The organism is Solirubrobacter deserti (assembly GCF_027587175.1).
GTDB lineage: Bacteria > Actinomycetota > Thermoleophilia > Solirubrobacterales > Solirubrobacteraceae > Solirubrobacter > Solirubrobacter deserti.
Map to the genome: position 1 here is coordinate 149,183 of NZ_JAPCID010000001.1, position 23,913 is coordinate 173,095.

22 protein-coding genes are annotated in these 23,913 nt (G+C 71.7%); 8 read left to right on the forward strand and 14 right to left on the reverse strand.

The genetic code is table 11. From position 1 onward, the window contains the following. Window positions 1–37 precede the first annotated feature (37 nt). Genes OJ962_RS00725 through OJ962_RS00735 form a run of 3 tightly spaced genes read right to left on the reverse strand, consistent with a single transcriptional unit; the run spans window position 38 to window position 3,173 of the window. Entirely contained in the window at window positions 38–829 is a 792-nt protein-coding gene (locus OJ962_RS00725; protein ID WP_202954709.1) for a DUF1385 domain-containing protein, read from the reverse strand. Next, a complete protein-coding gene (locus tag OJ962_RS00730; RefSeq protein ID WP_202954708.1) occupies window positions 816–2,123 on the reverse strand; it encodes a M20/M25/M40 family metallo-hydrolase in 1,308 nt (435 codons plus the stop codon). The genes OJ962_RS00725 and OJ962_RS00730 overlap by 14 nt, the downstream gene beginning before the upstream one ends. After that, window positions 2,124–3,173, reverse strand: coding sequence for a chromate transporter (locus OJ962_RS00735; RefSeq protein WP_202954707.1), 1,050 nt, complete (start codon window positions 3,171–3,173; stop codon window positions 2,124–2,126). A gap of 9 nt (window positions 3,174–3,182) precedes the next feature. On the opposite strand from OJ962_RS00735, the gene OJ962_RS00740 reads away from it, so the two are divergent. The 4 genes from OJ962_RS00740 to OJ962_RS00755 all read left to right on the forward strand — a co-directional run bounded on the left by OJ962_RS00740 (window position 3,183) and on the right by OJ962_RS00755 (window position 7,364). Beyond that, on the forward strand, window positions 3,183–4,493 hold the full coding sequence (locus tag OJ962_RS00740) for a replication-associated recombination protein A (RefSeq protein ID WP_202954706.1): 1,311 nt from the start codon (window positions 3,183–3,185) through the stop codon (window positions 4,491–4,493). Next, a complete protein-coding gene (locus tag OJ962_RS00745; RefSeq protein WP_202954705.1) occupies window positions 4,480–5,712 on the forward strand; it encodes an aldehyde dehydrogenase family protein in 1,233 nt (410 codons plus the stop codon). The genes OJ962_RS00740 and OJ962_RS00745 overlap by 14 nt, the downstream gene beginning before the upstream one ends. Window positions 5,713–5,958: 246 nt before the next feature. After that, window positions 5,959–7,128, forward strand: a complete 1,170-nt coding sequence (locus OJ962_RS00750; RefSeq protein WP_202954704.1) for an NAD(P)/FAD-dependent oxidoreductase — start codon at window positions 5,959–5,961, stop codon at window positions 7,126–7,128. Next, window positions 7,125–7,364, forward strand: coding sequence for a (2Fe-2S)-binding protein (locus tag OJ962_RS00755; protein WP_202954703.1), 240 nt, complete (start codon window positions 7,125–7,127; stop codon window positions 7,362–7,364). The genes OJ962_RS00750 and OJ962_RS00755 overlap by 4 nt, the downstream gene beginning before the upstream one ends. An 82-nt stretch (window positions 7,365–7,446) precedes the next feature. Here the strand turns inward: OJ962_RS00755 and OJ962_RS00760 are convergent, their stop codons facing one another. Beyond that, on the reverse strand, window positions 7,447–8,796 hold the full coding sequence (locus OJ962_RS00760; RefSeq protein WP_202954702.1) for an FAD-dependent oxidoreductase: 1,350 nt from the start codon (window positions 8,794–8,796) through the stop codon (window positions 7,447–7,449). Between the two features lie 141 nt (window positions 8,797–8,937). Here OJ962_RS00760 and OJ962_RS00765 point away from each other — a divergent pair, with 141 nt between their 5' ends. Both OJ962_RS00765 and OJ962_RS00770 read left to right on the forward strand, forming a co-directional pair. Beyond that, entirely contained in the window at window positions 8,938–11,181 is a 2,244-nt protein-coding gene (locus OJ962_RS00765; RefSeq protein WP_202954701.1) for a CocE/NonD family hydrolase, read from the forward strand. Window positions 11,182–11,230: 49 nt separating this feature from the next. Further along, window positions 11,231–11,392, forward strand: coding sequence for a hypothetical protein (locus OJ962_RS00770; RefSeq protein ID WP_202954700.1), 162 nt, complete (start codon window positions 11,231–11,233; stop codon window positions 11,390–11,392). On the opposite strand, the gene OJ962_RS00775 is transcribed toward OJ962_RS00770, so the two are convergent. The 9 genes from OJ962_RS00775 to OJ962_RS00815 all read right to left on the reverse strand — a co-directional run bounded on the left by OJ962_RS00775 (window position 11,389) and on the right by OJ962_RS00815 (window position 21,371). Continuing rightward, on the reverse strand, window positions 11,389–12,669 hold the full coding sequence (locus tag OJ962_RS00775) for an ABC transporter ATP-binding protein (protein ID WP_202954699.1): 1,281 nt from the start codon (window positions 12,667–12,669) through the stop codon (window positions 11,389–11,391). The genes OJ962_RS00770 and OJ962_RS00775 overlap by 4 nt on opposite strands. Beyond that, the gene (locus tag OJ962_RS00780) at window positions 12,666–13,688 is read right to left on the reverse strand and encodes an ABC transporter ATP-binding protein (protein WP_202954698.1); all 1,023 of its coding nucleotides are present in this window, start codon (window positions 13,686–13,688) and stop codon (window positions 12,666–12,668) included. The genes OJ962_RS00775 and OJ962_RS00780 overlap by 4 nt, the downstream gene beginning before the upstream one ends. Continuing rightward, the gene (locus tag OJ962_RS00785) at window positions 13,688–14,719 is read right to left on the reverse strand and encodes an ABC transporter permease (protein ID WP_202954697.1); all 1,032 of its coding nucleotides are present in this window, start codon (window positions 14,717–14,719) and stop codon (window positions 13,688–13,690) included. Before OJ962_RS00785 ends, OJ962_RS00780 begins: the two co-directional genes overlap by 1 nt. A gap of 3 nt (window positions 14,720–14,722) precedes the next feature. Beyond that, a complete protein-coding gene (locus tag OJ962_RS00790; RefSeq protein WP_202954696.1) occupies window positions 14,723–15,748 on the reverse strand; it encodes an ABC transporter permease in 1,026 nt (341 codons plus the stop codon). Between the two features lie 5 nt (window positions 15,749–15,753). Next, window positions 15,754–17,361: an ABC transporter substrate-binding protein gene (locus tag OJ962_RS00795; protein ID WP_202954695.1), complete on the reverse strand. Its 1,608-nt coding sequence runs from the start codon at window positions 17,359–17,361 to the stop codon at window positions 15,754–15,756. A gap of 133 nt (window positions 17,362–17,494) precedes the next feature. Continuing rightward, the gene (locus OJ962_RS00800; RefSeq protein ID WP_202954694.1) at window positions 17,495–18,745 is read right to left on the reverse strand and encodes a helix-turn-helix domain-containing protein; all 1,251 of its coding nucleotides are present in this window, start codon (window positions 18,743–18,745) and stop codon (window positions 17,495–17,497) included. 45 nt (window positions 18,746–18,790) lie between these two features. After that, the gene (locus tag OJ962_RS00805) at window positions 18,791–19,792 is read right to left on the reverse strand and encodes a proline racemase family protein (RefSeq protein ID WP_202954693.1); all 1,002 of its coding nucleotides are present in this window, start codon (window positions 19,790–19,792) and stop codon (window positions 18,791–18,793) included. A 4-nt stretch (window positions 19,793–19,796) separates the two neighbouring features. Further along, entirely contained in the window at window positions 19,797–20,684 is an 888-nt protein-coding gene (locus OJ962_RS00810; RefSeq protein ID WP_202954692.1) for a dihydrodipicolinate synthase family protein, read from the reverse strand. A gap of 3 nt (window positions 20,685–20,687) precedes the next feature. Then, a complete protein-coding gene (locus tag OJ962_RS00815) occupies window positions 20,688–21,371 on the reverse strand; it encodes a FadR/GntR family transcriptional regulator (protein WP_202954691.1) in 684 nt (227 codons plus the stop codon). A 71-nt stretch (window positions 21,372–21,442) separates the two neighbouring features. Here OJ962_RS00815 and OJ962_RS00820 point away from each other — a divergent pair, with 71 nt between their 5' ends. Then, window positions 21,443–22,387 (forward strand): ABC transporter permease subunit, encoded by a 945-nt coding sequence (locus OJ962_RS00820; RefSeq protein WP_202954690.1) that lies wholly within the window; start codon window positions 21,443–21,445, stop codon window positions 22,385–22,387. On the opposite strand, the gene OJ962_RS00825 is transcribed toward OJ962_RS00820, so the two are convergent. Beyond that, window positions 22,384–23,097, reverse strand: a complete 714-nt coding sequence (locus tag OJ962_RS00825) for an oxygenase MpaB family protein (RefSeq protein WP_202954689.1) — start codon at window positions 23,095–23,097, stop codon at window positions 22,384–22,386. The genes OJ962_RS00820 and OJ962_RS00825 overlap by 4 nt on opposite strands. Before the next feature lie 148 nt (window positions 23,098–23,245). Between OJ962_RS00825 and OJ962_RS00830 the strand changes: the two genes are divergently transcribed. Then, window positions 23,246–23,908 (forward strand): precorrin-2 dehydrogenase/sirohydrochlorin ferrochelatase family protein, encoded by a 663-nt coding sequence (locus OJ962_RS00830; RefSeq protein ID WP_202955208.1) that lies wholly within the window; start codon window positions 23,246–23,248, stop codon window positions 23,906–23,908. Window positions 23,909–23,913: the final 5 nt, after the last annotated feature.

The following is a 23,913-nucleotide window of genomic DNA, read 5'->3' on the forward strand; positions in this document are numbered from 1 at the left end:
GGTCGCCCGCACGCCGGACGACTAGGGGGTCTGGACCCTAGTTCGATGCCTCGACGCGCAGGATCTCCGCCAGCGCCGCGCGCCCGACCTCGAGCTGGCGCTCGTCCGGCTCGCGCGTGCCGAACGCCCGCTGCAGCTCGTAGCCCGGCTTCTTGAGCGCCTTGGAGACCGGCGAGTCGACGTGGCGCTCGCTCCACGCGAACACCTCGACCGCCACCGCCGTGGCCGCGAGCGACATCACGCCGCCCGCGAGCGGGGTGGGCTTCTCCATCGCCTTCTTGAGCAGCAGCGTGCCCGCGACGTTGGCCGCGATCATCGGCGCCATCAGGTGCGAGCCGCAGCGCTCGTGCTCCTTCGTGGCGTCGCGCGCGTCCTCGTCGTCGGCCTCGTAGGCGGCGATCGCCTTGTGCTCGACGCCGTGGTAGGCCGCGAGCTCCCCGCCGCGCAGTGCGAACACCGCGGGCGTGAGCCCGACCAGCGCCGACGCGAGCTCGCCGGAGGTGCCCTTCAGGCGCTTCTTGAGCACGGTGCCGGTGAGCGAGGCGGCCGCGGCGACGCCGAGCACGGCCGGGTTCTCGAACGCCAGCTTGGCCTCCGGCAGGCCCTTCTTGACCAGCGGGATGACCGCGAAGGCCTCGGCGAGGCGGGCGAGGCCGCGCAGGCCGGGCACGCCGTCGACCTCGGTGATGCGCGGCTTGGGGCCGGACGCGACCTTGACCGAGCCGTCATCGGCCCGGATGCCGACCGCCCAGTGCGACGGGCCGTGGACGAGCAACCCGTTGCGCAGGGCCATGCCGCCCAGGCGCAGCTTGTCTTCAGGAACGGGCAAGGAGCCTCCCGGGAAGGTCGTGGTAGAAGGCGGCGGCGAAGCCGAGGTCGCGCACGTCGATGCGCTCGTCGTGCGAGTGCATCAGCGGCCAGGTCTCATAGACCGTCTGGTGGCGCTGCGGGAAGAAGCCGTAGGCGATGCAGTCCGGGAACGCGGCGCGGAACCAGCGGCTGTCGGTGAACGCGGGCAGGATCAGCGGGAGCGTCTCGGCACCGGGCTCGGCGGTCACGACCCAGTCATGGATCGCGTCCATGAGCTTGGACTCGACCGGGGACCGGTTGCCGACGATGGCCTCGGTGAACTCCAGCTCGTAGCCGTCGTCGCCGAGGACCTCGCGCACGCGCTTGAGCGCGACGTCCTCGCCCATGCCGGGCGGGACGCGGCAGTCCACGCGGACCTGCGCCCGGGCGGGGATGACGTTGATCTTCTCGCCGGCGGAGACGATGGTCGGCGCAAAGGTGACGCTCATCATCGCGTCGGCCAGCGCGGCGAGCGGGGGCGAGACCGTGCGGACGCGCTCGAGCGCGGCCCCGGGGTCCTCGGCGCCGTCGCCGAGCGCCTCGAGCACGGCCTGGGACGCCTCCGTCAGGTCGTAGCCGGGCCGCCCCGACCCGAGCCGGGTGATGAGCGGCGCGAGCGCCAGCAGCGCGTTCTGCGCCAGGCCCGGCACGGACGCGTGGGCGGCGGTGCCGGACGTGCGCACGTTGAAGCGGAACGTGCCCTTCTCGGCCACGCAGACGCCGAACAGGCGGCGGTCGCCGAACGGCATCACGGCGCCCGCGCCCTCGTTGAGCAGGTAGTCGACCTTCGACAGATCTGGCCGCTGCTCGGTGATCCACTTGGCGCCGAGCTCGCCGCCGGTCTCCTCGTCCGGGACGGCGATGACCTTCAGCGTGCCGGCGAACCCGGCACCGCTGCGCGCGAGGCGGGCCGCCGCGACCGCCTCGGCGGCCGTCTGGTTCTTCATGTCGATCGTGCCGCGGCCGTACATGAAGCCGTCGCGGATCTCGGCGCCCCACGGGTCGGCGCTCCAGTCCTGCGGATCGGCGAGCACCGTGTCGACGTGGCTCAGGTAGCCGAGGCTCGGGCCTTCACCGCCTTCGAGCGTGGCCACGAGGCACGGGCGGTCGGGCTCCGCGCCGGCCACCTCGACGGTCAGCCCCGCGTCCTCCAGATAGCCCGCGAGCCACTCGATGCACGCGCGTTCACCGCCCGGCGGATTGACCGTTTTGAAGCGGATCAGACTCGACAGGACCTCCGCGGTCTCGTCCTGCAGCTCCTCGGCAAGGCCCATCTAGAAGAGCGTAGTGGCGAGGCCCGCGATCGCGCCGCCGACGAGCACGGCGATCGGCGGGACGCGGGCGAGCAGTGCGATCGCGGCGCCCGCCAGCACGAACCACTGCCAGGTGGCGTCGATGGCGGTGAGCAGCGGGACGGCTGCGCCGAGGATCGCGCCCGCCGCGGCGGGGCCGGCGCCGTCCAGGAAGGCACGGACGTTCGGGCTCGTCCGCAGGCGCTGGAAGTGGCGCGCGCCGACCAGGATGAAGACGAAGCTCGGCGTGAACGCGATCGCGGTGGCGGCGAGCGCGCCCGGGAGCCCGGCCGCCGCGTAGCCGACGAACGAGACCGTGTGGACGACCGGCCCGGGCGTGATCTGCCCGTAGGCGACCGCGTTCGCGAACGCCTGCTCGCTCATCCAGCGCTGCGCCTCGACGGCGTCGCCGTACATCAGCGGGATGATCACGTAGCCGCCGCCGTAGGACAGCGCGCCGACCTTCACGGCCAGCCACACGAGCGCGGGCCAGACCGCGCTGAACAGCTTGTGGCGGGCGAGCTCGAAGAACCCGGCGGCGAGCAGGATCACCACCACGTAGGGGCCGGTGAGCGCGGCACCGAGCGCTCCGGCGATCACGTAGACCAGCCCGCGGCGGGGGTCGATCAGCTTCAGGCCGGCCTGCACCACCACCGCGACCACCGCGGCCGCGGCGCCCATCCCGAACGCGTCGACCGCGGCGGGCGGCTCGTCCTGCAGGGCCACCGCGGCGATCACCAGGCACAGGATCAGCCCGGGGATGATGAACGCGAGGCCACCGACGATCGCGCCCGCGCGCCCCGCGACCCGGTGCGCGCAGAAGATCGACATCTGGGTGGACGCCGGGCCCGGGAGCAGGTTGCACGCCGCGAACGCGTCCTCGAACTCGCGCGCGTCGATCCACCCGCGCTTGTCGACGGTGAGATCGCGCAGGAGCGCGACGTGGGCGGGCGGGCCGCCGAAGCCGAGCGCGCCGATCCGCCCCCACTCGCGCAGCACCGTGCTCAGGGGGACGGGGGCCACGAGGCCCATACTTATCGCATGGGAAGCCTCTTCGACCTGCCCGAGGAGTCGCCGGCCACACCTCCGGCGCCCGCGGCCGACCAGCCGCTCGCCGCGCGCATGCGGCCGCGGACGCTCGAGCAGTTCGTGGGGCAGACGCACCTGCTCGGGCCGTCGAGCGCGCTGCGCACGGCCATCCAGTCCGGCGAGCCGCACTCGATGATCCTGTACGGGCCGCCCGGAACGGGGAAGACGACGCTGGCGCGGATGCTGGCCGAGTACGCGGACGCGGCCTTCGAGGAGCTCTCGGCCGTGGAGGCGGGCCGCCAGCAGGTGCGCGAGGTGATGGAGCGGGCGCGCGAGCGGCGCCGCTCCGGCCGCCACACGATCTTCTTCCTGGACGAGATCCACCGCTTCAACAAGGCCCAGCAGGACGCGCTGCTGCCCGCGGTCGAGGAGGGCCTGGTGGTGCTGGTCGGCGCCACGACCGAGAACCCGTACTTCGAGGTCAACTCGGCGCTCATCTCACGCGCGCAGGTCTACGAGCTGCAGGAGCTGACGGCCGAAGACATCGCCGGGCTGCTGCGGCGCGCCCTGGACGAGGTCGGGGCTTCGGTGTCCGACGAGGTGATCGAGTTCATCTCCTCGCGCTCGGCCGGCGACGCGCGGTCGTCGCTGAACGCGCTGGAGCTCGCGCTGGACACGGCCCAGCGCACTGGGCAGCCCGTGACCCTGGCCGACGCCGAGGACGCCATGCAGCGCAAGGCGCTGCGCTACGACAAGGCCGGCGACCAGCACTACGACTACATCTCGGCCTTCATCAAGTCCGTGCGCGGGAGCGACCCCGACGCGGGGCTGTACTACCTGGCGGCGATGATCGAGGGCGGCGAGGACCCCCGGTACATCGCGCGCCGGATCATCGTGCTGGCGTCGGAGGACGTGGGCAACGCAGACCCGCAGGCGCTGCCGATCGCCGTCGCCGCGGCGCAGGCCGTCGAGCACGTCGGCCTGCCCGAGTGCACCTACGCGCTCTCGCAGGCGACGATCTATCTCGCGATGGCGCCCAAGTCGAACGTCGCGGGCACCGCCTTCGGGCGCGCGCGGGCGGAGATCCGGGACAACGGCGCGAAGATCCCGCCGACCGCCCTGCGCACCGCCGCCTATCCGGCGGCGAAGAAGCTCGGCCGCGGCATCGGCTACGACTACCCGCACGACCACCCGGGCCACATCAACGACCAGGAGCACCTCCCGGAGGGGCGCGAGCACCTGCGCTTCTTCGACCCGGGCGAAGCGGAGCCGGAGCTGCGCGAGCGCCTGAAGCGGATTCGCGATGCCCGTGGACGCGACTGACCTCGAGGACGCCCGCCGGGCGCACCCGCTGTGGGCCGTGCTGCCGGTGGCCGCGCGGGCGCGCTACGTGGGCCGGGCGGCGGTCGCGCTGCTGGACGAGCTCGACGAGCTGGCGCCACGGCTGGCCGAGGAGACGGGTTGGCCGCGCTCGCAGCTGCTGCTGTCGGAGCTGCTGCCTGCCGCGCGAGGTCTGCGCGCGCTGGCCGAGGACGGGCCGCGCGCGCTCGCGGACACCCGGCTCACGCCTCGCGCGGCGCTGCTCGCCGGCCGCTCGACGCGGGTCGTGCAGTCGCCGGTGGGCCTCGTCGGCGTGCGCGGGCCGTCGGCTTCGCCGTTCGCCGAGCCGCTGCTGGAGACCGCGGCCGCGCTGCTGGCCGGCAACGCGGTCGTGCTCACCGCGGTCGTCCCGCGCCTGCGCGCGATCTTCCTGCGCGCCGGCGTCCCGGGCGAGCTGCTGGTCCACGCGCCCGAGGACGCCGACCTCGACGCGGTCTGCCGACGCGTCGTCGACCTCCCGCGCCCGGGTCGCCGCGGCATGCTGCTCGTGCTGGCGGGCGCGCCGCGCGAGCGTGTGGTGGAAGCCGCCCTGTGGGCCGGCTTCGGCCGCCACCCGGCCGCGGCGGGCCGGCTCGTGATGGTCCGCGACGCCGTCCCGGGCCTGGTCGCCGCGCTGGAAGAGGCCGCCGCCGCGCTGAAGGTCGGCGACCCGCGCGAGCCCGATACCGACATCGCCCGTCCCGCCACAGCGGACACCGCCACCTCTCCGCGCCCGAGCGTGCTCGTGGTCGAGCCCGACGACCCGCGCTTCCTCGCTCCCACCGATGAGCCGACGCTCGTGGTGGTCGAGACACCGGACGTCGAGGCGGCGATCGAGCTCGCGGTGCGGGAGGCGCGCGACGCACCCGTCTCCATCTGGGCGCGCGACCTCGCCAAGGGCGAGCGGATCGCGCGCCGGATCGCCTCGCCGGCGGCGTGGGTCGGCCGGCACGGGATCGCGACGACGGCGGTGCCGGTCCGGATCGCGCGGCACGCCGTCCCGCGGCAGTTGGAGTGGCGGGCAGCTTGGGCCCCCGGCACCCCCAAGCTACCCGCCGATCAGGACCTGCTCGCGGCGCAGCGGACCCTGACCGAGGTCCGCCATGGTCGAGAAGCGCGCCGCTGGCCCGCGTTGAAGGTGGGAGCGCGCGCTCTGGTGCGCGCGGCTCGGAGAGAGCGGTAGGGCCGGCGCCCCTCCGCGACCGGCCCTACTGCTCAGCACACACCCCTCACGGACCCTTGGTCCCTTGCGCGCATTCTGGTCACGCGTCACGACCGGCCGCAACGACGATCTGTCGAACACGATCCGTCACGAATCAGGCGAATGTCTAAAGGCCCGCAGGCCTTTCGACATTCCTCGCACCGGCCTGACCCATTCTTGGACGTTGGGATGGTGGCCGCGGCACACGCTTGCCCCTAGGCTCGCTGCATGTCCAGCAGGCCCGACGTCGTCGTGGTCGGCGCCGGTGTGGTCGGTGCCGCGTGCGCCTATCACCTCGCCGTCGCCGGCGTGCGCGTGCACCTGCTCGACCGCGGCCACGTGGCGTCCGGGAGCTCCGGCGCGTGCGAGGGCAACGTGCTGGCCTGGGACAAGGAGCTCGAGCGTGAGCTGCCGCTGGCGCTGCGCTCGGCGGAGCTGTGGGAATCGCTCGCGCACCGCCTGCCCGACGACTTCGAGTACGACCGCAAGGGCAGCATCGTCGTCGCCGAGACCGAGCAGGAGCTGACCGCCTCGGCCGAGCGCGCCCGCGTGCTGGCCGGCCTCGGCGTCCCGGGCGAGGTGCTCGACGCGCACGCGCTGCGCGTCGAGGAGCCGCACTCGGCGCCCGACTTGCCCGGCGGCGTCCTGTACCCCGGCGACGCCCAGTTGGAGCCGCGGCTCGCGACCGCCGCGCTCGTCCGCGCGGCCGTGGCGCACGGCGCGACGCTCTCGCTCAACACGCCGATCCGAGCCGTCGTGCGCGAGCCGTCCGGCCGCGCGATCGGGGTGCAGACCGCGACGGAGCTGATCACCGCCGACGCCGTGGTGGTCGCCGCGGGTGTCTGGATTAAGCAGCTGCTCGAGGGCTGCGGGCTGCACGTCCCGGTCACGCCCCGCAAGGGCCAGATCGTCGTGCTCGAGCGCTCGCCCGTCGTGTTCCGGCGCAAGCTGAGCGAGGCCGGTTACGTCGCGGCCGTCGAGGGCGGCGACGACGCCGCGCTCGCGATCGCCATGGTCGTCGAGTCCACGCAGTCCGGCACCGCCCTGCTCGGCTCTTCGCGCCAGCACGTCGGGTTCGACCGCGAGGTAGACATCTCGGTCGCCGGCGCGATCGCCGCCCGCGCCGCCCGCTTCTTCCCGGTCCTCAACCACGCCCGAGCGCTGCGCGTGTACGCCGGCCTGCGCCCGCTCACCCCGGACCACATCCCGATCATCGGCCCGTTCGCGGAAGCGCCGAACCTCTGCGTCGCCACCGGCCACGAAGGCGCCGGCATCGGCCTCGCCCCCGCCACCGGCGAGCTCGTCGCCGACTGGTACACCGGCGTCCCCACCCAGCTCCCGCTGTCCTGGTACTCGCCCGACCGCTTCGCGCCCGTCGAGCTGGGAGCCGCGTCGTGATCGAGCTCACCGTCGACGGCACCTCGCTGCAGGCGCCGGAGGGCCAGAGCCTGGGCGCCGTGCTGCTGAGCGCGGGCCGCACGATCCTGCGCGATTCGCCGTCCGGCACGCCGCGCGGGCTGTTCTGCGGCATCGGCGTCTGCCAGGAGTGCCGCGTGGTCGTGGACGGCACGGTCACGCGCGCGTGCGTCACCCCGGTCACCGCGGGGATGCGCGTGACCACCGGTCACACCTGACTCTCTCGGTGCTGCGGCGCCAGTACGGTCGCGCCATGAGGCGGCGCCTGCCGGCGAGGGCCTTTGGCAGGCTGCCTACCGCCTACGACTCGGCGGTCTTGATCAGGACCTCGAGCGGAATGGGGCGCACCGGCGCGCGGCCGGTGAAGCGGGCGCCTTCCGGCAGGCGCGCCGCCACGAGCCGCTCGCACGTGCGGCCCTGGCACGGGCCCTGCCCGCAGCGGGTGGCGATCTTCAGCGCGGACATCGTGGTCGCGCCGTCGGCGACCGCGGCGTCGACCGCGCCTTGCGTGACGTCCTCGCAGCGGCACAGGACCGTCTCGGGCCGAGCGAGCGACAGCAGCCCTGGGCGAGGGTCGAACAGCTCCCCGAGGATGCCCGCGAAGCCGGCGAGCCGAGCGCGCCGATCCCGCAGCTCGGGGCGCACGGCGCCCCCGGCGGCCGCGGTGCCCGCGAGCTCGCCCTCGACTTGGGCAAGCTCGGCACCGCCGACGCCGCTCGCCTCGCCGGCGACGTAGACGCCGGGGACGGACGTGGCCATGGCCTCGTCGTGGGCGACGGCGTCGCCGCGCAGCTCGCAGCCGAGCGCGCGGGCGAGGTCGACCGAGGGCAGGAAGCCGTAGGCCGTGCAGACGGCGTCCACGGCGTAGGTGCGCTCGCGGCCGGTCGGCGCCCAGTCCGGGCCGCACTCGGCGATCGTCGCGGACCGCACGCGCGCGTCGCCCTCCGCGCGCACGAGCACGTGGCCCCACTCGATCCGGCGCACCTTGCGACGGTAGCCGGCGTATTCGCGCAGGCGGTCGGGATGGGCGGACATGCGCGGGCCGACGCGCAGCCAGTCCCGCCGGCGCGTCGCCTCCGCCACGGCAACCACCTCGGCGCCGCGCGCCATCAGCTGCGCCGCCACCGGCAGCAGGAACGGCCCGGCGCCCGCGAGCAGGATGCGCCGGCCCGGCACGACGCCCTGACCCTTGGCGAGCGCCTGCGCGCCGCCGGCGGTCATCACGCCCGGCAGCGTCCAACCGGGGAAGGCGACCGGGCGGTCATAGGCCCCGGTGGCGAGCACGACGGCGCGGGCGCGGACCCGCTCCACCGGACCGCCCGTCAGCAGCAGCTCGACGGACGCCGAGCCCGCCGCCTGCGAGAGGCCGCGCCCGCCGGGCGAGGCCGCCGCCCACACAGAGGCGCCCGGCAGCACGGCCACGGAGGAGTCCGAGAGCGCGGCGCACAGCTCGCGCGCCGCGCGGGGCAAGGAACGCGGCGCGGCGTCTTGAACCTCGTCGTAGCGGCGGCGCCAGATCTGCCCGCCGGGCGCGGCGTACTCGTCGATCAGCGCCACCTTCGCTCCGGCCCGCTCGGCCGCCAGCGCGGCGCTCATGCCGGCCGGTCCGCCCCCGACCACGGCGACGTCGACCTGCAACTCCTCCATCATCGCCGCCGAGCCTAGGGCCGCCCCGCCCGCCCTGATACCGGCAGTTGTCGAAGGTTGCACCCCTGTGGTTGCGCGATCTGCCGATTGACCCGCCCCGCGCTGCCCGAGTAGGACTTCCAGCGGGATCCCAAGGAGGGTGTTATGGAGAGTTTGAAGCGGCGAGCGGGCCTCGCCGCGGCGGTCTGCGCCGCCACATTGGCAACCGCGCCGGCCGCGTTCGCGCAGACGGCGCCCGTGCTCGAGGGCGGCAAGACCGCCCCGGTGTTCGGCTACGCGGACGCGGTCCGCGAGCGCGTCTTCATCGAGTCGCCCTACGACTCCGACAAGAACGGCGTCAAGGACGTCATCGCGGTCGACATCAAGCGTCCCAAGGCCACGAACGAGGGCCTGAAGGCGCCGGTGATCATGGACCCGAGCCCGTACTACTCGACGCTCGGGCGCGGCAACGAGTCCCAGCTCAAGCGCGACTTCGACGGCGACGGCCTGCTCGACCTGTGGCCGCTGTTCTACGACAACTACTTCGTCCCGCGCGGCTATGCCGTCGTCCTGATGGACATGATCGGGACCAACAACTCGACGGGCTGCCCGACGGTCCATGACGAGTCCGACAACCTGAGCGCGAAGGTCGTCATCGACTGGCTCAACGGGCGCACGAAGGGCGTCGACTCCGGCGGCAACGAGGTCAAGGCGACCTGGCACAACGGCAAGTCGGGCCTGATCGGCAAGTCGTATGACGGCACGCTGGCCAACGCGGTCGCGGCGTCCGGCGTCGAAGGGCTCTCCACGATCGTCCCGATCTCAGCCATCGCGTCCTACTACGACTACACGCGCACCAACGGCGTCATCCAGCGCGACAACAACTACCTCGCCTACCTCGCCGACCTGGTGACCAACCCGGACCGGCGCGCGTACTGCAAGCCCGTCTTCGACGCGCTCAGCGCCGCCGACGGCGACGACACGGGCGACTACAGCGACTTCTGGGCCGTCCGCGACTACCTGAAGGACCTCGACAAGGTCAAGGCGAGCGTGTTCATCACCCACGGCGTGCAGGACGAGAACGTGCGCGCCGACCACTTCTCCAAGTGGTGGTACGGGCTCAAGGAGCGCGGCGTGCCGCGCAAGCTGTGGATTCTGCGGCAGGGCCACATCGACCCGTTCGACAACCGCCGCGCCGTGTGGGTGGACACGATCCACCGCTGGTTCGACCACTGGCTCTACGGCGTCCAGAACGGGATCATGAACGAGCCAGCCGTGGACATCGAGACCAAGGCCGACGTGTGGGAGCAGCACACGGACTGGCCGATCCCCGGCACGCAGATGACCGACGTCTTCCTGCAGAGCAACGGCGCCGCCGGCCAGACGCTCGGCGCGTTCTCGGGCGGGGCGGACGCCGCCACGACGTTCCGCGACAACAACCTGAGCGAGAACAGCTACCTCAACCTCAACAGCAACGCGACGCAGCAGGGCCAGAAGCGCATGTTCCTGTCGCCGCCGCTCAAGCAGCCGCTGCGTCTCTCCGGCACGGCGATCGTCGACCTGCAGGCGTCGCTGAGCAAGACCCAGTCGAACCTGACGGCGTTCATCGTCGACTACGGCCCCAGCCGCCAGACCACGCGCACCAGCGACGGCGACGCCAACACCACCACCCGCACGTGCTGGGGCGAGTCCGTGCCTGACGACAGTGCCTGCTTCCTCGAGATCAGCAAGCCGCAGATCGACGTCACCCAGTGGCGTGTGACCAAGGGCATGATGGACTCCTCGAACCGCAACTCGCTGCGCGTCCCCGAGCCCGTCACGATCGGGGAGAAGACCCGGTTCAGCTGGCCGCTGCTGCCGGAGGACTTCACGTTCGCCGCCGGCCACCGGGTCGGCATCGTGATCGGCGCCAACCACTCCGGCTACCAGACGACCAACGGCATGACGCAGGCGGACGTGACCATCGACACCAGGCTGTCGAAGATCCAGCTGCCGATCGTCGGCGGCTACAGCGCCGCCGTCCAGGCCGGCCTGTTCGGCGAGGCCGTCGAGCAGCCCGTGGGCGGCACCGTCCCGGCCACGCTCTCGCTGTCGCTGGGCGCGGCGGCGACGTTCGAGCCGTTCATCCCGGGCCTGCCGAAGGACTACACCGCGGGCACGACCGCCAAGGTCATCTCCACCGCGGGCGACGCGAAGCTCTCCGTGAGCGAGCCCGGCCATTTGACCAACGGCGCGTTCAGCCTCGCCGAGCCGCTGCGCGTCGAGTTCAGCAGGGCCGCCTGGACCGGCCCGGTCTCCAACGAGTCCGTGGACGTCGCGTTCAAGCAGCTGATCAAGGCGACCGATCCGCTCCGGACCGGCACGTACTCGAAGACGCTGACCTTCACGCTGTCCACCACCAACCCGTAGACCGAGCGGCGGGCGCCGGTAACCGCCGGCGCCCGCTACGGTCACGGTCATGGACGCCGACCGCCGCGACACGATCCTGGTCGTCATCGCGATCCTCGGCGCGCTGCTGAGCTTCTGGATCCCGATGCCGTGGGGTGCGATCCCCGCGGCCGTCACGCTGCTGATCGCGGGCGCGGCGCTCATCCGGAGCCGCCGCGCCAAGCAGGACTAGTCGGGCTTGTAGAGCAAGCAGGCGGCCTTCGCGCCGCCCGTCTCGTACAGCGGCGGGTCGATGCCCGGCTCGAACGTGACGCGCACGCCGTGCGCCTCCGCGTGCATCTCCTTCACGCCCGTCCACATCGGCTCGTCGGGCTCTTCGGCGCGGATCTTCTCCAGCAGCGCCAGCAGCTCGCCCGGGTCCTTGCCCGAGCCGGCCGGCAGGAACGCGTCGTGCTCGGTCGACTTGAGCTTGCTGAAGTCGCCGACCAGCGGACGCTCCTCGCCGTAGCGGTCCTCGCCGAGGTCCATCCACCGCGACTCGAGCATCGTCTGCAGGTCCCGCGCCTCCCACCCGCAGATGTTGAACGCCTTCGGGCAGCGCGGGTGGAACGAGCAGCCGAGCGGCGGACGCGCGGCGTCGGGGATCTCCCCGCGTGGTAGGTCGCGCGGGAGCGCCTTGTCGGGGTCCGGCTCTGGGATCGCCCGGATCAGCGCCTGCGTGTACGGGTGCTTGGGCTCGTTGAAGATCTCGTCGACGGTCCCGATCTCGACGATCCGGCCGAGGTACATGATCGCCACGCGGTCGCAGAAGAACTTCGCGCTCGCCAGGTCGTGCGTCACGTAGACGTAGGTGAGCCCGATCCGTTCCTTGAGATCGATCATGAGGTCGAGGATCTTCGCCCGGACGCTCATATCGAGCATCGAAACGGGCTCGTCGGCCACGACCAGATCCGGGCCGGTGATGATCGCCCGTGCGATCGCGGCGCGCTGCTTCTGGCCACCGCTGAGGTCGCTGGGGAAGCTGTCCGAGAAGCGCTGGGTCGGAAAGAGCCCGACGAGCTCGAGCGTCTCGCGCACCTTCGCCTGCGTCTCGGCGTCGCCGCTCGTGAGCTTGTGGATCTGCAGCGGGTGCGCGAGCGCGGTCTGCAGCGTCATGCCCGGGTTCAGCGACGCGTGCGGGTCCTGGAAGACCATCTGCAGGTGCCGGCGCTTGGGCCGCAGGTCGCGCTCCGGCAGCCCGACGAGCTCCTCGCCGCGCAGCTTGACACTGCCCGACGTCGGACGCACCAGGCCGAGCAGCGCCCGCCCCAGCGTCGTCTTGCCCGACCCGGACTCGCCCACCAGTCCGAGGACCTCGCCCTCGTGCAGGTCGAAGGAGACGCCGTCGACGGCCTTGACGGTGGCGCCGCCGCGGCCGGTCACGCGCGCCTTGAACGACGCGTTGATCGCGAAGTGGACGTTGAGGTCACGGACCTCGATCAGCGTCTGCGTGGCCACGGGCGCGCTCATGCCTCCTCCGAGGCGGCCAGCGCCTCACGCTGCAACGGCTGCTCGAGCCCCACCGGGATCCGGTCCGTGGCGTGTAGCCAGCACTCCGAGCGCCGGCCCGGGGACGTCGCCTCGGTCGGCGGCCACTGCTGCGCGCACACCGCCATCGCGTTCGGGCAGCGCGGGTGGAAGCGACACGCCGGCGGCGGGCTCACCAGATCGGGCGGAGCGCCCGGGATCGAGTGCAGCTCGGTCGTCGACAGCGAGATCGTCGAGCGCAGCAGCTCGCGCGAGTACGGGTGCGAAGGCTTGGTCGTGACGTCGTACGCCGGCCCCTGCTCGACCACGCGCCCCGCGTACATCACGGCCACGCGGTCGCACGCCTCGGCCACGATCCCGAGGTTGTGGGTGATCAGCAGCAGCGCGGTGTCGAAGTTGCGCCGCAGGTCGGCCAGGATGCGCAGGATCTGCGCCTCGACGAGCACGTCCAGCGCCGTCGTCGGCTCGTCCGCCACCACGACCGCGGGCCGCAGCACGAGCGCCAGCGCGATCATGATCCGCTGCCGCATGCCGCCCGAGAACTCGTGCGGGTACTGCTTGTAGCGCGTCGGCGGGATGCCCATCCCGCGCAGCGCCTCCATCGAGCGGTTGCGCGCCTCCTTCTTGCCGATCTTCGGCTCGTGGATCTGCAGGACCTCTTCGAAGTGGTCGGAGATCCGCATCAGCGGGTTCAGCCGCGTCATCGGCTCCTGGAAGATCATCCCGAGCTCCGGCCCGCGCATGGAGCGCAGCTCACGCTGCTTGATGTCGAGCAGATTGCGGCCCTTGAACGACACCTCACCGGCGTGACCCGCGCCCTCGGGCAGCAGGCCGAGCACGCCGCGCCCGAGCGTCGACTTGCCGCAGCCCGATTCGCCGACCAGGCCGACGGTCTCGCCCGGCATCAGGTCCAGCGAGACGCCGTCCACGGCGCGCACCGCGCCGCGCTCGGCGCCGTACCAGATGCGCAGATCGCGCAGCGACAGAACCGGATCGGCCATCAGCCCGCCTCGCGCTCGGTCGTCGGCGCGGACGCGGGGCCCACGGCGCTCGAGGAGATCACCGGGCGCTTGATGCGGCGGCGCCGCAGCGTCGGGTTGAGCACGTCGTTCAAACCTTCTCCCACCAACGTCAGGGCGGTCACGGCGAGCACGATGCCGAGACCGGGATACAGCGCGGTCCACCAGATGCCGGCGCCGGCGTCCGCGATCGCGCGCTGGAGGTCATAGCCCCACTCCGCCGCCTCGCTCGGCTGGATGCCGAGACCGAGGAAGCCGAGGCCGGCGAGCGTGAGGATCGCGTCCGCGGCGTTGAGCGTCGCGATCACCGGGACGCTCTGGACCACGTTGCCGAACAGGTACTTGCGGATGATCGTGCTCGGCTTGGCGCCCATCGCGCGCGCGGCCTCGATGTAGGTCGCCTCTCGCGCGGAGAGCGTCGAGGCGCGCACGACCCGGAAGTACTGCGGCACGTACACGACCGTGATCGCGATCGCCGTCACGACGATGCCGCTGTCGATCGTGTTCGTGAGCAGGAAGGCCGCGACGATCGCCAGCAGCAGGTACGGGAACGCGAACAGCGCGTCCATGATCAGGACCATGATGCGGTCCAGCCAGCCGCCGACGTAGCCCGAGATGAGCCCGAGCGGCACGCCGATCGCGAGCGAGAACACGACCGCGAGGATCAGCACCTCGAGCGCCGTGCGCGCGCCGTAGATCGTGCGCGACATCACGTCGAAGCCCTGGACGGTGGTGCCCCAGGGGTTGACGTCGCTCGGCTCGCCCTGCGTCGGGAAGCGCGCGCCGTCGGCCTGGTAGGTGTCGAAGCTGAAGGGCGCGATCAGCGGCGCGAAGATCGCGAGCAGCACGATGATCAGCGACACCGCGGTGCCGGTCACGAGCATGAACCGCTGCACGCCGTGCGACTGCTTGTACGGCGCCGCGATCTTGCTCAGGATGCCGCCGCGCCGCTTGGGCGGACCCGTGGTGGGCGGGGTGTCCGGAGCCCCGGTGACTGAAGTGGTGGCGGTCATCCCTTAGTACCTGACGCGCGGGTCGATGAGCGCGTTGACGATGTCGATGATCACGCTGATCACGACGACGATCAGCGCGAAGAACGTGATCAGCCCCTGCACGCCGATGTAGTCGCGGTTCGTCAGGTAATCCAGCAATCGACTGCCCAGTCCGGGCCAGCTGAAGGTCTTCTCGGTCAGCACCGCTCCGCCGAGGAGCAGCGCGACCTGCAGGCCCATCACCGTCACCACGGGGATGAGCGCGTTCTTGAAGGCGTGGCGCGAGACGACGCGCCGCTCCGGCACGCCGCGCGCGCGGGCGGCCTCGACGTAGTCCCCGCCGAGCGCCTGCCCGACGTTGACGCGCACGAGCCGGATGAAGACGCCCATGACGAGCAGGCCGAGCGTCGTGGCCGGGAGCACGAGGTGCAGGATCACGTCCCACACGCCCTCCCAGTCGCCCTCGATCGCCAGGTCGACGATGAGGATGTGCGTGTGCGTCTCCGCGGTCGCCTGCACGATCGGCGACGCCATCTTCGACGCCGGGAACCAGTCCAGGTTCTGCGCGAACAGCAGCTGCGCCAGCAGCCCGACGAAGAACGGCGGGGCGGCGTAGCCGAGGATCGCGAACACGCGGATGAACGCGTCCGGGACGGTCTCCCGGTAGCGGCCGGCGATCAACCCGAGCGGGAGCCCGAAGACCAACGCGACCACCAGCGCGGCGACGGTCAGCGTGAGCGTCGCGCCGCCGTTCTCGACGATCAGCGAGCCGATCGTCTGATTGTCCGTGATCGTCGTCCCGAACTGGAAGCGGACGGCGTCCCACAGGTAATCGAAGTACTGCACGATCAACGGGCGGTCGAAGCCGAGCGCCGCCTGGCGCTCGGCCACTTCCTCGGGCGAAAGCTTGCCGCCCAGCGAAGCCGTGATCGGATCGCCCGGGGCCACGCGCATCATCAAGAACACGGTGGTCAGGAGCACCCAGACCATCGGGATCATCAGCGCGATCCGGATGAGGATGTAGCCCCGGAGCGACCCGCCACGACTCATGCGACTTAGCTTTCCTTCTTGGTCACGAGCCAGAAGCGGAACAGGAAGGCCGGGTCGAACGTCTTCTCGACGCCCTCCACGCCCTCACGGACCGCAGCGACCTGCTTGCCCTCCCACAGCGGGATGACCGGCACGTCCTGGGCCTGGATGTCCTGGACCTTGCCGAACGCCTCCTCACGGACAGCGGCGTCGTCGGTCGCGAGCTCCTCGTCGAGGAGCTTGTTGACTTCCTTGTTGCTGTAGCCGTTCTGGAAGAAGCCGCCGTCGCGCATGAACGGCGTCAGGTAGTTGTCGGCGTCCGGGAAGTCCGGGAACCAGCCGAGGCCATAGAAGTAGTACGTCCCCTTGTCGAACGCCTCTTCCTTGTACTGGTCCCACTCCGTCGAGTCGAGGTTGACCTTGAACAGGTTCGTGGCCTCGAGCTGACGCTTGATCTCGTTCCACATGTCCGCCTCGGCGTCGCCGTAGCGGGTGGGCGTGTACCAGCCGTCGAGCTCGACCGGGGTCGAGACGCCGGCCTCGTCGAGGATCGCCTTGGCCTTGGCCGGATCGGCGGCGCCGAAGGCCTCCTGGAAGGACGGCTTGGCGCCCGGGAACGCGGCCGGGACCTGCGAGTACAGCGGCGTGACGGTGCCCTTGTAGACGGTCTGGGCGATCGCCTCGCGGTCGATGCTCTGCGCGACGGCCTTGCGGATCGCGACGTCCTTGACCGGGTCCTTCTCGACGTTGAAGACGATGTAGCGGATCTCGGTGCCGGCGCCGTCGACGACCTTGACGCCCTGGTCGGTCTTGTTGCGCAGGTCCTCGAGGTCGGTCGGGGACAGCGTGCGGTAGGCCACGTCGACCTCGCCGCCCTCGATCGCCAGCTTCAGCGCCGACGGCTGATCGAAGTACTGGACGATGAAGTTCGGCGTCTGGGCCTTGTTCGGGCCGTTGTACTCCGGGTTGGTGGAGAAGACGGCCTGCTGGGCGGGCGTGTACTTGTCCAGCTTGTACGGGCCCGAGCCGATGATCTTGTCCTCGGTCTGGACCTTGTCCGCCGGGTACGCCTCATCCGGCACGATCGCGCCGACGTTGTGCGTGAGGATGAAGGGGAAGGTCGCGTCTTCCTTCTTGAGCTTCATCGTGACCGTCGTCGGATCGGTCACCTCGACCGAGTCCAGCGACGCGAGCAGCGTGTACGGGCCGGTCGGGTCGGCGATCTTGACCATGCGGTCGAGCGAGAACTTGACGTCCTCGGCCGTCAGCGGGTCACCGCTGGAGAACTTCAGGTCGGCCTTGAGCTTGCAGGTGTACGTCTTCGGATCGCTGAACTCGCAGCTCTCCGCGGCGTCGGGCGCGGGCTTGTTCTGACCCGCCGGAACCGACAAAAGGGTCTGGTAGATGTTGCCGATGACCTGCTGGCAACCAAGGTCGTAACACGCGGCCGGGTCCAGTGCGGCCACCGTATCGGTGGTGCCGAGGATCACCGTGTCGGCGTTGCCCGCCGAAGCCTCAGGCGTGGAGCCCGAGGTCTTGTTGCCGCCGTCATCGCCGCTGTCACCGCCGCATGCTGCGGCGCCAACCGCAAGCAGAGCCGTGCAGCCGAATACGGCCAAACGATATGCGCTCATGTTCTCCGCCCCCCTCCAATGGGCACGGGTTGTCCTCCGTCCGTCCCTCAACTTAGTGGACGGGCGGCCAGCGGCTCGTCGTGCATGTGTCGAAACCGCAGCGCGGGAGCGTAAACCAACGTCGCAACCGTGACTAGTCGGCGTTGGTGCGTCTCAACGCCGGGTGCGTGCCCACCAGCCGCGCGAGCTTGAGGCCCGAGTGAAGGGCCAACCGGTCGGCTCCGGATTTCAGTGAGGTCTCCGTGATGGCCTCGATCCGCTGCAGCCGGTAGTACAGCGAAGCCCGGTGCAGGAACAGCGCTTCTGCGGTGAGTTTCGTGTCGCAGCCGTTGTCCAGATAGGCCTCCAGCGTCTGCACGAGCGACTCCTTGCTCTGCAGCGCGAACAGCTGCGGCAGGCCCGGGTGGATGAGCTCCCGCGCGTGCGGCGTCTCGGCCGCGCGGGCGAGCAGGCGATAGGCGCCGAGGTCATCCCAACCGGCCGGTGTGCCGTGCTCGGGAAGCGCGCCCGCGACCCGCAATGAGAGCCGTGCGTGCTCATGCGCACGGTAGGCGTCGCGCAGGTGCTCATGCTGACCGCTGTAGCCGAGCGCGATGCGCACCGGGCCGTCCGCGAACGCCTGGTCGAGCGCGTCCTGCGCACGCGCCGCGATCTCGGCCAGCGTGCCGTGGCGGCCGTCCAGCGCGACGACCATCACGCCGTGCTCGCCGTGCACGACGCTGAGCGACTGCCGGCGCGGCAGCGCCCGCCGGAACTGGTCCAGCGCGAGCCCGAGCCGCGCCCGCTCGGACGCCGGCAGCTCGACATCGTGATCCCCGCCGCGCCACGGACGCATCGCCAGCACGGCGATCCCCGCGTGGGGCTGGATCAGCTCCTGCGCGGTGAGCTCGTGCGCGGCGGCCTCGCGCTCGCCGGGGTCCGGGCCGAGCAGCATCTCCAGCAGCTTGAGCTCGTGCTCGCGCTGCGGGCGCTCGAGCTCGTCGCGGCGGTACATCGCGGTGCCGATCTCCGCCGCGGTCTGCTCGGCGGCGTCGCAGTCGGCATCGGTCAGCGACTGGTCCGCGTCGATCAGCCACAGGTAGCCGAACAGCGCGCCCTGGCAGCGGATCGGCACGCACACGCGCGACTCGAGGCCGATGTCCGGCCGCGGCGCGGTGCGCACGGGGTGCGTGGCGTTCGCGATGCCCTGGCTGAAGTGCAGGTCGCGGATCACCCGCGGGGTCTCGCGGGTGAGGATCGCGGTGCGGCGCACCTCGTCCTCGCTGCCCAGCGTCGGGCTGTACGCGAGCAGGCGCAAGCTCGCGTCATCGACGAGCACCGAGCGATCGAGTTGCGCGCTCAGCTGCTCGACGAGGGTCTGAACCTCGTCATCGCGCGCGGGCATACCCCGGGGAGCGTACCGTGGCGTGGATGCTCCGTTCGGCCACTGTTACAGGGCGAAGCCGGCGGGGAACGGGTCCTCGGCGTCGAGCAGGTACTGGCCCATGCCGGTGATCCAGGCGCGGCCGGTGATCTCGGGGATGATCGCGGGCCTGCCGGCGACGGTCGTGGTGTCCGCGACGCGGCCGGTGAAGCGGGTGCCGATCACGGACTGGTTGACGAACGGGTCGCCGGTGGCGAGCTCCCCGCGCGCGTGCAGCTGGGCGAGGCGGGCGCTCGTGCCGGTGCCGCACGGCGAGCGGTCCAGCCAGCCGGGGTGGATGCTCGTCGCCGCCACCGCATCCGCGCCGTCGCGGCCGGGCTCGTGGAAGACGACGTGGCGGCAGCCGCCGATGCGGGGGTCCTCGGGGTGGACCGGACGCGCCTGCGCGTTGATCGCGGCCATCGTGGCGAGGCCGGCCTCGATCAGCTCCTGCGAGCGGGCCGGATCAACCACCAGGCCCGCGTCGGCGGCCGGGGTGAGCGCGTAGAAGTTGCCGCCGTAGGCCATGTCGTAGGTGATCTCGCCGAGGCCCGGGACGGTCACGGTCCGGTCGGTCTCGTGCAGGAAGGAGGCGACGTTGCGGATCGTGACGCTGCGCGCGCGGCCGTTCTCGACCTGCACGCGCGCCTCCACCAGGCCGGCGGGAACGTCGAGCCGGATCACGGTCTCCGGCTCGGTGACGGCGACCATGCCGGTCTCCACCAGCACCGTCGCGACCCCGATCGTCCCGTGCCCGCACATCGGCAGCAGGCCGGAGACCTCGATGTAGATCACGCCCCAGTCGGCGTCCGGGCGGGCGGGGGGCTGCAGGATCGCGCCGGACATCGCGCCGTGGCCGCGCGGCTCGCGCATCAGCAGCTGGCGCAGCTCGTCCAGGTGCTCCTCGAAGTGGAGCTTGCGCTCGAGCATCGTCGCGCCCGGGATCGGACCGATGCCGCCCGTGATCACGCGCGTCGGCATGCCCTCCGTGTGGGAGTCGACGGCGGCGAAGTAGCGGGCGGCGCGCACGGGCCTAGACCGCCGCCGGCTCGCGCAGGATCGCGAGGGCGGCGTCGAGCGCCGCGACCTCTTCGGGCTTGAGCGGCAGGCGCGGCGCGCGCGTCGGGCCGCCGTTGAAGCCGACGGCGTCCTGGCCGGCCTTGAAGAACTGGACGAGCTTGGAGGTCATGTCGAAGCGGGCGACGGGCAGCAGCCGGCGGTACACCTCGCGCGCCGTCGCCAGGTCATTGTTGCGGACGGCGTCGTAGAGCTCGACGCACTCGCGCGGCGCGAGCACGCCGACGCCCGTGATCCAGCCGATCGCGCCGGCCGCGAAGCCCTCCAGGGCCCAGTCGTCGCCGCCCACGATCACCTCGAGGTCGCCGCCTGAGTGCAGCAGCGCGGGGATGCGGCGCGTGTCGCCCGAGCACTCCTTGATGGCGACGACGCCCTCGACCTCCTCAGAGATGCGCGCGATCAGCGCGGCCGGCATGTCCAGGCCCGACGCCTCGGGGTTGTTGTAGGCCATCACCGGCAGCCCGCAGGTGGCGAGCTCGGCGTAGAACGCGACCACCTCGTCGGCGTCCGCGCGGTAGCCGAGCGGTGGCAGCGCCATGACGTATTGCGCGCCCGCGGCCTTGCCGTCGTTGGCGTACTCGAGCGACTGACGCGCGGAGCCGGAGGACACCCCGACCGTGACCGGCACGCGGCCCGCCGCGGCCTCGACGACGCTGCGCACGACCAGCGCGCGCTCGTCTCGGGTGAGGCTTCCCGCCTCCCCCATCGTGCCCGTCGCGACGAAGCCGTGGACGCCGCTCTCGATCAGCTGCTCGATGTTCTCCTTCAGCGCCGGGACGTCGATCTGGTCGTCGGCGGTGAACGGCGTGGTGACGGCGGGGATGATGCCTTCGAAACGGGCCATGGGTTACGAGAGCTCCATGTAGGCGCGGACGCGGTTGATGTGTTGCTCCGAGTAGAAGGCCGCGGCATCGCCGTCGCCGGCGACGATGGCCTCGTAGATCATGCGGTGCTCGGCCACGTGGATGCGCGTGCGCCCCGCGGTCGCGATCGAGTCGTCGCGCAGCCGCTGCCACAGCGGCTGGTCCATCAAGGTCGCCACATGGTCGGCGAACGCGAGCAGGACCGGGTTGCCCGTCATCGCCGCGAGCTGCCGGTGGAACAGCCGGTCGGACGCGTTCCAGGTGGCGATGTCCACCGGCTCGGCCTCCATCGCGGCGAGCAGCCTCTCGGCGGCTTCGTCCCTCTGCGCGCGGGCGGCGGCGAGCCGCGCGACGGCCGGCTCGAGCTGCGCGCGGGCCTCGAGCACCGCGGACGGGCTCGCGTCGTGCGGCGCCTCGTCGGGCGCGGGCGGGCGGGCCGACACGAACGTGCCCGCGCCCTTGCGCGTCTCCACCACGCCCTGCAGCTGGAGGGCGGCGAGCGCCTCGCGCACGGAGGCGCGGCTCACTTCGAGCGTGCGGGCGAGCTCGCGCTCGGACGGGAGCCGCTCGGACGGCGCGTACAGGCCGGAGCGGATGTCGGCGGCGAGGCGCTCGGCGATCTGCTCGTAGCGCTGAAGCGGGCGGAATGTGGTCTGTTCGACGGACATGCTGGTGGTTCAATTGGTCCGTTCAGCGTACCAGTAGACGCACGATCGTCAAGCGGTCCATACCAGAGGCGATGCACCGCATCCTCGCGAGCCGGCTGGCGGCGCTCGTCGCGACCGTCGTCGTGGCCACCGCGCTCGCGCACGTCTTGTTCGCCACGTCGCTCCACGGCGTGGCGCTCGGCGCGGCCGTCCGCGAGATCCCCGGGTTCCTCGCGGACACGTTCCTGCGCGGCGAGTTCGGCGACTCCTCGGGCGGCGGATGCGGGTTCTCCCGCGAGGGCACGGTCGACCTGTGCGCGACCTATGGCGCGGCGCCGGTCGGCGAGATGCTGCGCGAGCGCGGCCTGGTCGACCTCCAGCTGCTCATCGGTGGCCTGCTGATCGGCACGCTGATCGGCCTCGCCGCCGGCCGCCGCGCCGCGGCCCGGCCCGAGACGCGGGGCACGCGCGTGATCCACGCCTTGGTCGTGTTCCTGCTGTCGTGCCCGCCGTACTTCCTCGGATTCGCCGTGCTGGTGTACTTCGCATGGAGCAGCGGCGAGCTGGCGCTGCCGTTCGTGTCCGGGCAGGGCGACTACGTGCCGTTCGGCGAGGACCCGCTCGGGTTCTTGAAGGCGATCTGGGCGCCCTGGATCCTCGTCGCCCTGCCGCTGGCGGCGTTCGTGGCGCGCATGACCGAGGCCGCGCTGCGCGAGGTGCTCGACGAGGACTTCATCCGCACCGCCCGCGCGAAGGGCCTCGCGCCGGGACGGGTGCTCAACCGCCACGCGCTGCCCGCGGCCGCCCCGCCGATCGCCGCGCTCACCGGCGTGAACGTCTCGACGATGCTCATCAACGCCGCCGCGATCGAGTACGGCTTCGGACTGCCCGGGATGTTCCCGACGCTGCGCGCCGCGATCAACGTGTCCGACGCGGCGGTGCTCCAGGCGATCGTGCTCGAAGGAGTGGTCCTCGTCGTGATCGCGAACTTCCTGGCCGACGCGTTCCAGGCGCGGCTCGACCCGCGCGTGCGCTAAGGGACCGGCGCGCGCCGCAGGATCTCCGCCGCCCCCACGAGCGCGGCCCCGCGCAGCGGGTCCCACTTGAACCCGTACTGACGCCGCAACCCAGCGGGCAACAGGCCCACCGTGATCTGGTTCACCAACTCCCGCAGCGCCATGTACTTCACGGGCACCGGCGGCTTGAGGACGATGTCGATGGCCAGCTCGCGCGCCGCGTCGGTGACGAACAGGTCGCCGCTCGCGTACATGTCGGCCATGTAGCGCTCGAAGGCGTCGATGTCCTCCGGCATCTCGTCGTCGCGCAACCCGAACGCCCGGCCGACCTCGCGGTAGTCCTGCCAGAGCGAGTCGAGCTCCTCGCGTGTCAGCGACCGCACCGCGCGGGGGAACACGGTCATCGCGGACTCGGCGAGCGCGGCGAGGATCCACAACAGCAGTTCCGGGTCGTCGCCGCGGTACGGCGTGCCGGCGGGGAAGCGGCCCGCGTCCTCGCGCAGCTCCCCGCTCACCCTGGAGTGGGCCCGCCGCACGGGCGCGGTCATGCGCTCCGCCTCACGCTTGGTGCCGAACGCGACCGCGTCCATCACGCGGCCCGTGCGCCGCAGCCGGCCGTAGGGATCGTCCAAAGCCCCCGTATGGGCGAAGAAGCCCGCGAAGGCGACCGGGTGCGCGGCCATGACGAGCAGCGCCCGCGGACCGGAGAGCGCAGTGAGCCGATGGCTCACCACCTCCCGTAGCAAGGAGTGATGATCGAAGTAACGCCGCATACGACTTAGTACGGTGGATACCCCTATGCCAGCTCAGGCCTATGCCGGCAAAGAGTGCGTCTGCCAGTACCGCCGTGGGATCTGTGACCAGACCTGCGTGCGGGACATGCTCGACACGCCCTTCTACATCGCCTGTCTCAAGCTGACCGGGCGGCGCTGCGTCGTCGTCGGCGGCGGGGAGATCGGGCTCGAGAAGGTCGAGGGCCTGCTGGCCTGCGACGCGCGGGTCGTGCTGATCGCGCCCGACGCCAACGCCGAGCTGCAGCGGCTCGCCGAGGAGGGCTCGATCGAGTGGGTCCGCAAGCGCTACGAGCGCGGCGACCTCGAACACACCTTCATGGCGATCGCGGCCACCAACGACACCGACGTCAACATCGCCGTCTACAACGACGCCGAGGCGCGGGCGATGCTCGTCAACGTCGTCGACGTGCCGCCGTTGTGCAACTTCATCCTGCCCGCGATCGTGCGCGTCGGTCCGCTGGCGATCGCGATCTCCACCGCGGGCGCGTCGCCGGCGCTGGCCAAGCGCATGAAAACCCAGATCGCGGAGACCTACGGCGAGGAGTACGCGCGCCTGGCGGTCATGCTCAACGACGTCCGCGGCTGGGCGAAGGGCACGCTGCCGACCTACCAGGACCGCAAGGCGTTCTTCGAGGACATCGTCAACGGCGACCCGGACCCGATCGAGCTCATCCGCAACGGCGACGAGGCCGCCGTGCTGGAGCTGATCGCCGCCGCGCAGCGCGCACACGAACCGACGACGGCATAGGCTCC

What these genes read in the sequence shown, in the direction of transcription:
- OJ962_RS00730 (WP_202954708.1), bottom strand. Translation starts at nt 2,123, where the DNA reads ATGGGCCTTGCCGAGGAGCTGCAGGACGAGACCGCGGAGGTCCTGTCG.
- OJ962_RS00735 (WP_202954707.1), bottom strand. Translation starts at nt 3,173, where the DNA reads ATGGGCCTCGTGGCCCCCGTCCCCCTGAGCACGGTGCTGCGCGAGTGG.
- OJ962_RS00740 (WP_202954706.1), top strand. Translation starts at nt 3,183, where the DNA reads ATGGGAAGCCTCTTCGACCTGCCCGAGGAGTCGCCGGCCACACCTCCG.
- OJ962_RS00750 (WP_202954704.1), top strand. Translation starts at nt 5,959, where the DNA reads ATGTCCAGCAGGCCCGACGTCGTCGTGGTCGGCGCCGGTGTGGTCGGT.
- OJ962_RS00760 (WP_202954702.1), bottom strand. Translation starts at nt 8,796, where the DNA reads ATGATGGAGGAGTTGCAGGTCGACGTCGCCGTGGTCGGGGGCGGACCG.
- OJ962_RS00765 (WP_202954701.1), top strand. Translation starts at nt 8,938, where the DNA reads ATGGAGAGTTTGAAGCGGCGAGCGGGCCTCGCCGCGGCGGTCTGCGCC.
- OJ962_RS00770 (WP_202954700.1), top strand. Translation starts at nt 11,231, where the DNA reads ATGGACGCCGACCGCCGCGACACGATCCTGGTCGTCATCGCGATCCTC.
- OJ962_RS00775 (WP_202954699.1), bottom strand. Translation starts at nt 12,669, where the DNA reads ATGAGCGCGCCCGTGGCCACGCAGACGCTGATCGAGGTCCGTGACCTC.
- OJ962_RS00780 (WP_202954698.1), bottom strand. Translation starts at nt 13,688, where the DNA reads ATGGCCGATCCGGTTCTGTCGCTGCGCGATCTGCGCATCTGGTACGGC.
- OJ962_RS00785 (WP_202954697.1), bottom strand. Translation starts at nt 14,719, where the DNA reads ATGACCGCCACCACTTCAGTCACCGGGGCTCCGGACACCCCGCCCACC.
- OJ962_RS00790 (WP_202954696.1), bottom strand. Translation starts at nt 15,748, where the DNA reads ATGAGTCGTGGCGGGTCGCTCCGGGGCTACATCCTCATCCGGATCGCG.
- OJ962_RS00795 (WP_202954695.1), bottom strand. Translation starts at nt 17,361, where the DNA reads ATGAGCGCATATCGTTTGGCCGTATTCGGCTGCACGGCTCTGCTTGCG.
- OJ962_RS00800 (WP_202954694.1), bottom strand. Translation starts at nt 18,745, where the DNA reads ATGCCCGCGCGCGATGACGAGGTTCAGACCCTCGTCGAGCAGCTGAGC.
- OJ962_RS00810 (WP_202954692.1), bottom strand. Translation starts at nt 20,684, where the DNA reads ATGGCCCGTTTCGAAGGCATCATCCCCGCCGTCACCACGCCGTTCACC.
- OJ962_RS00815 (WP_202954691.1), bottom strand. Translation starts at nt 21,371, where the DNA reads ATGTCCGTCGAACAGACCACATTCCGCCCGCTTCAGCGCTACGAGCAG.
- OJ962_RS00820 (WP_202954690.1), top strand. Translation starts at nt 21,443, where the DNA reads ATGCACCGCATCCTCGCGAGCCGGCTGGCGGCGCTCGTCGCGACCGTC.
- OJ962_RS00830 (WP_202955208.1), top strand. Translation starts at nt 23,246, where the DNA reads ATGCTCGACACGCCCTTCTACATCGCCTGTCTCAAGCTGACCGGGCGG.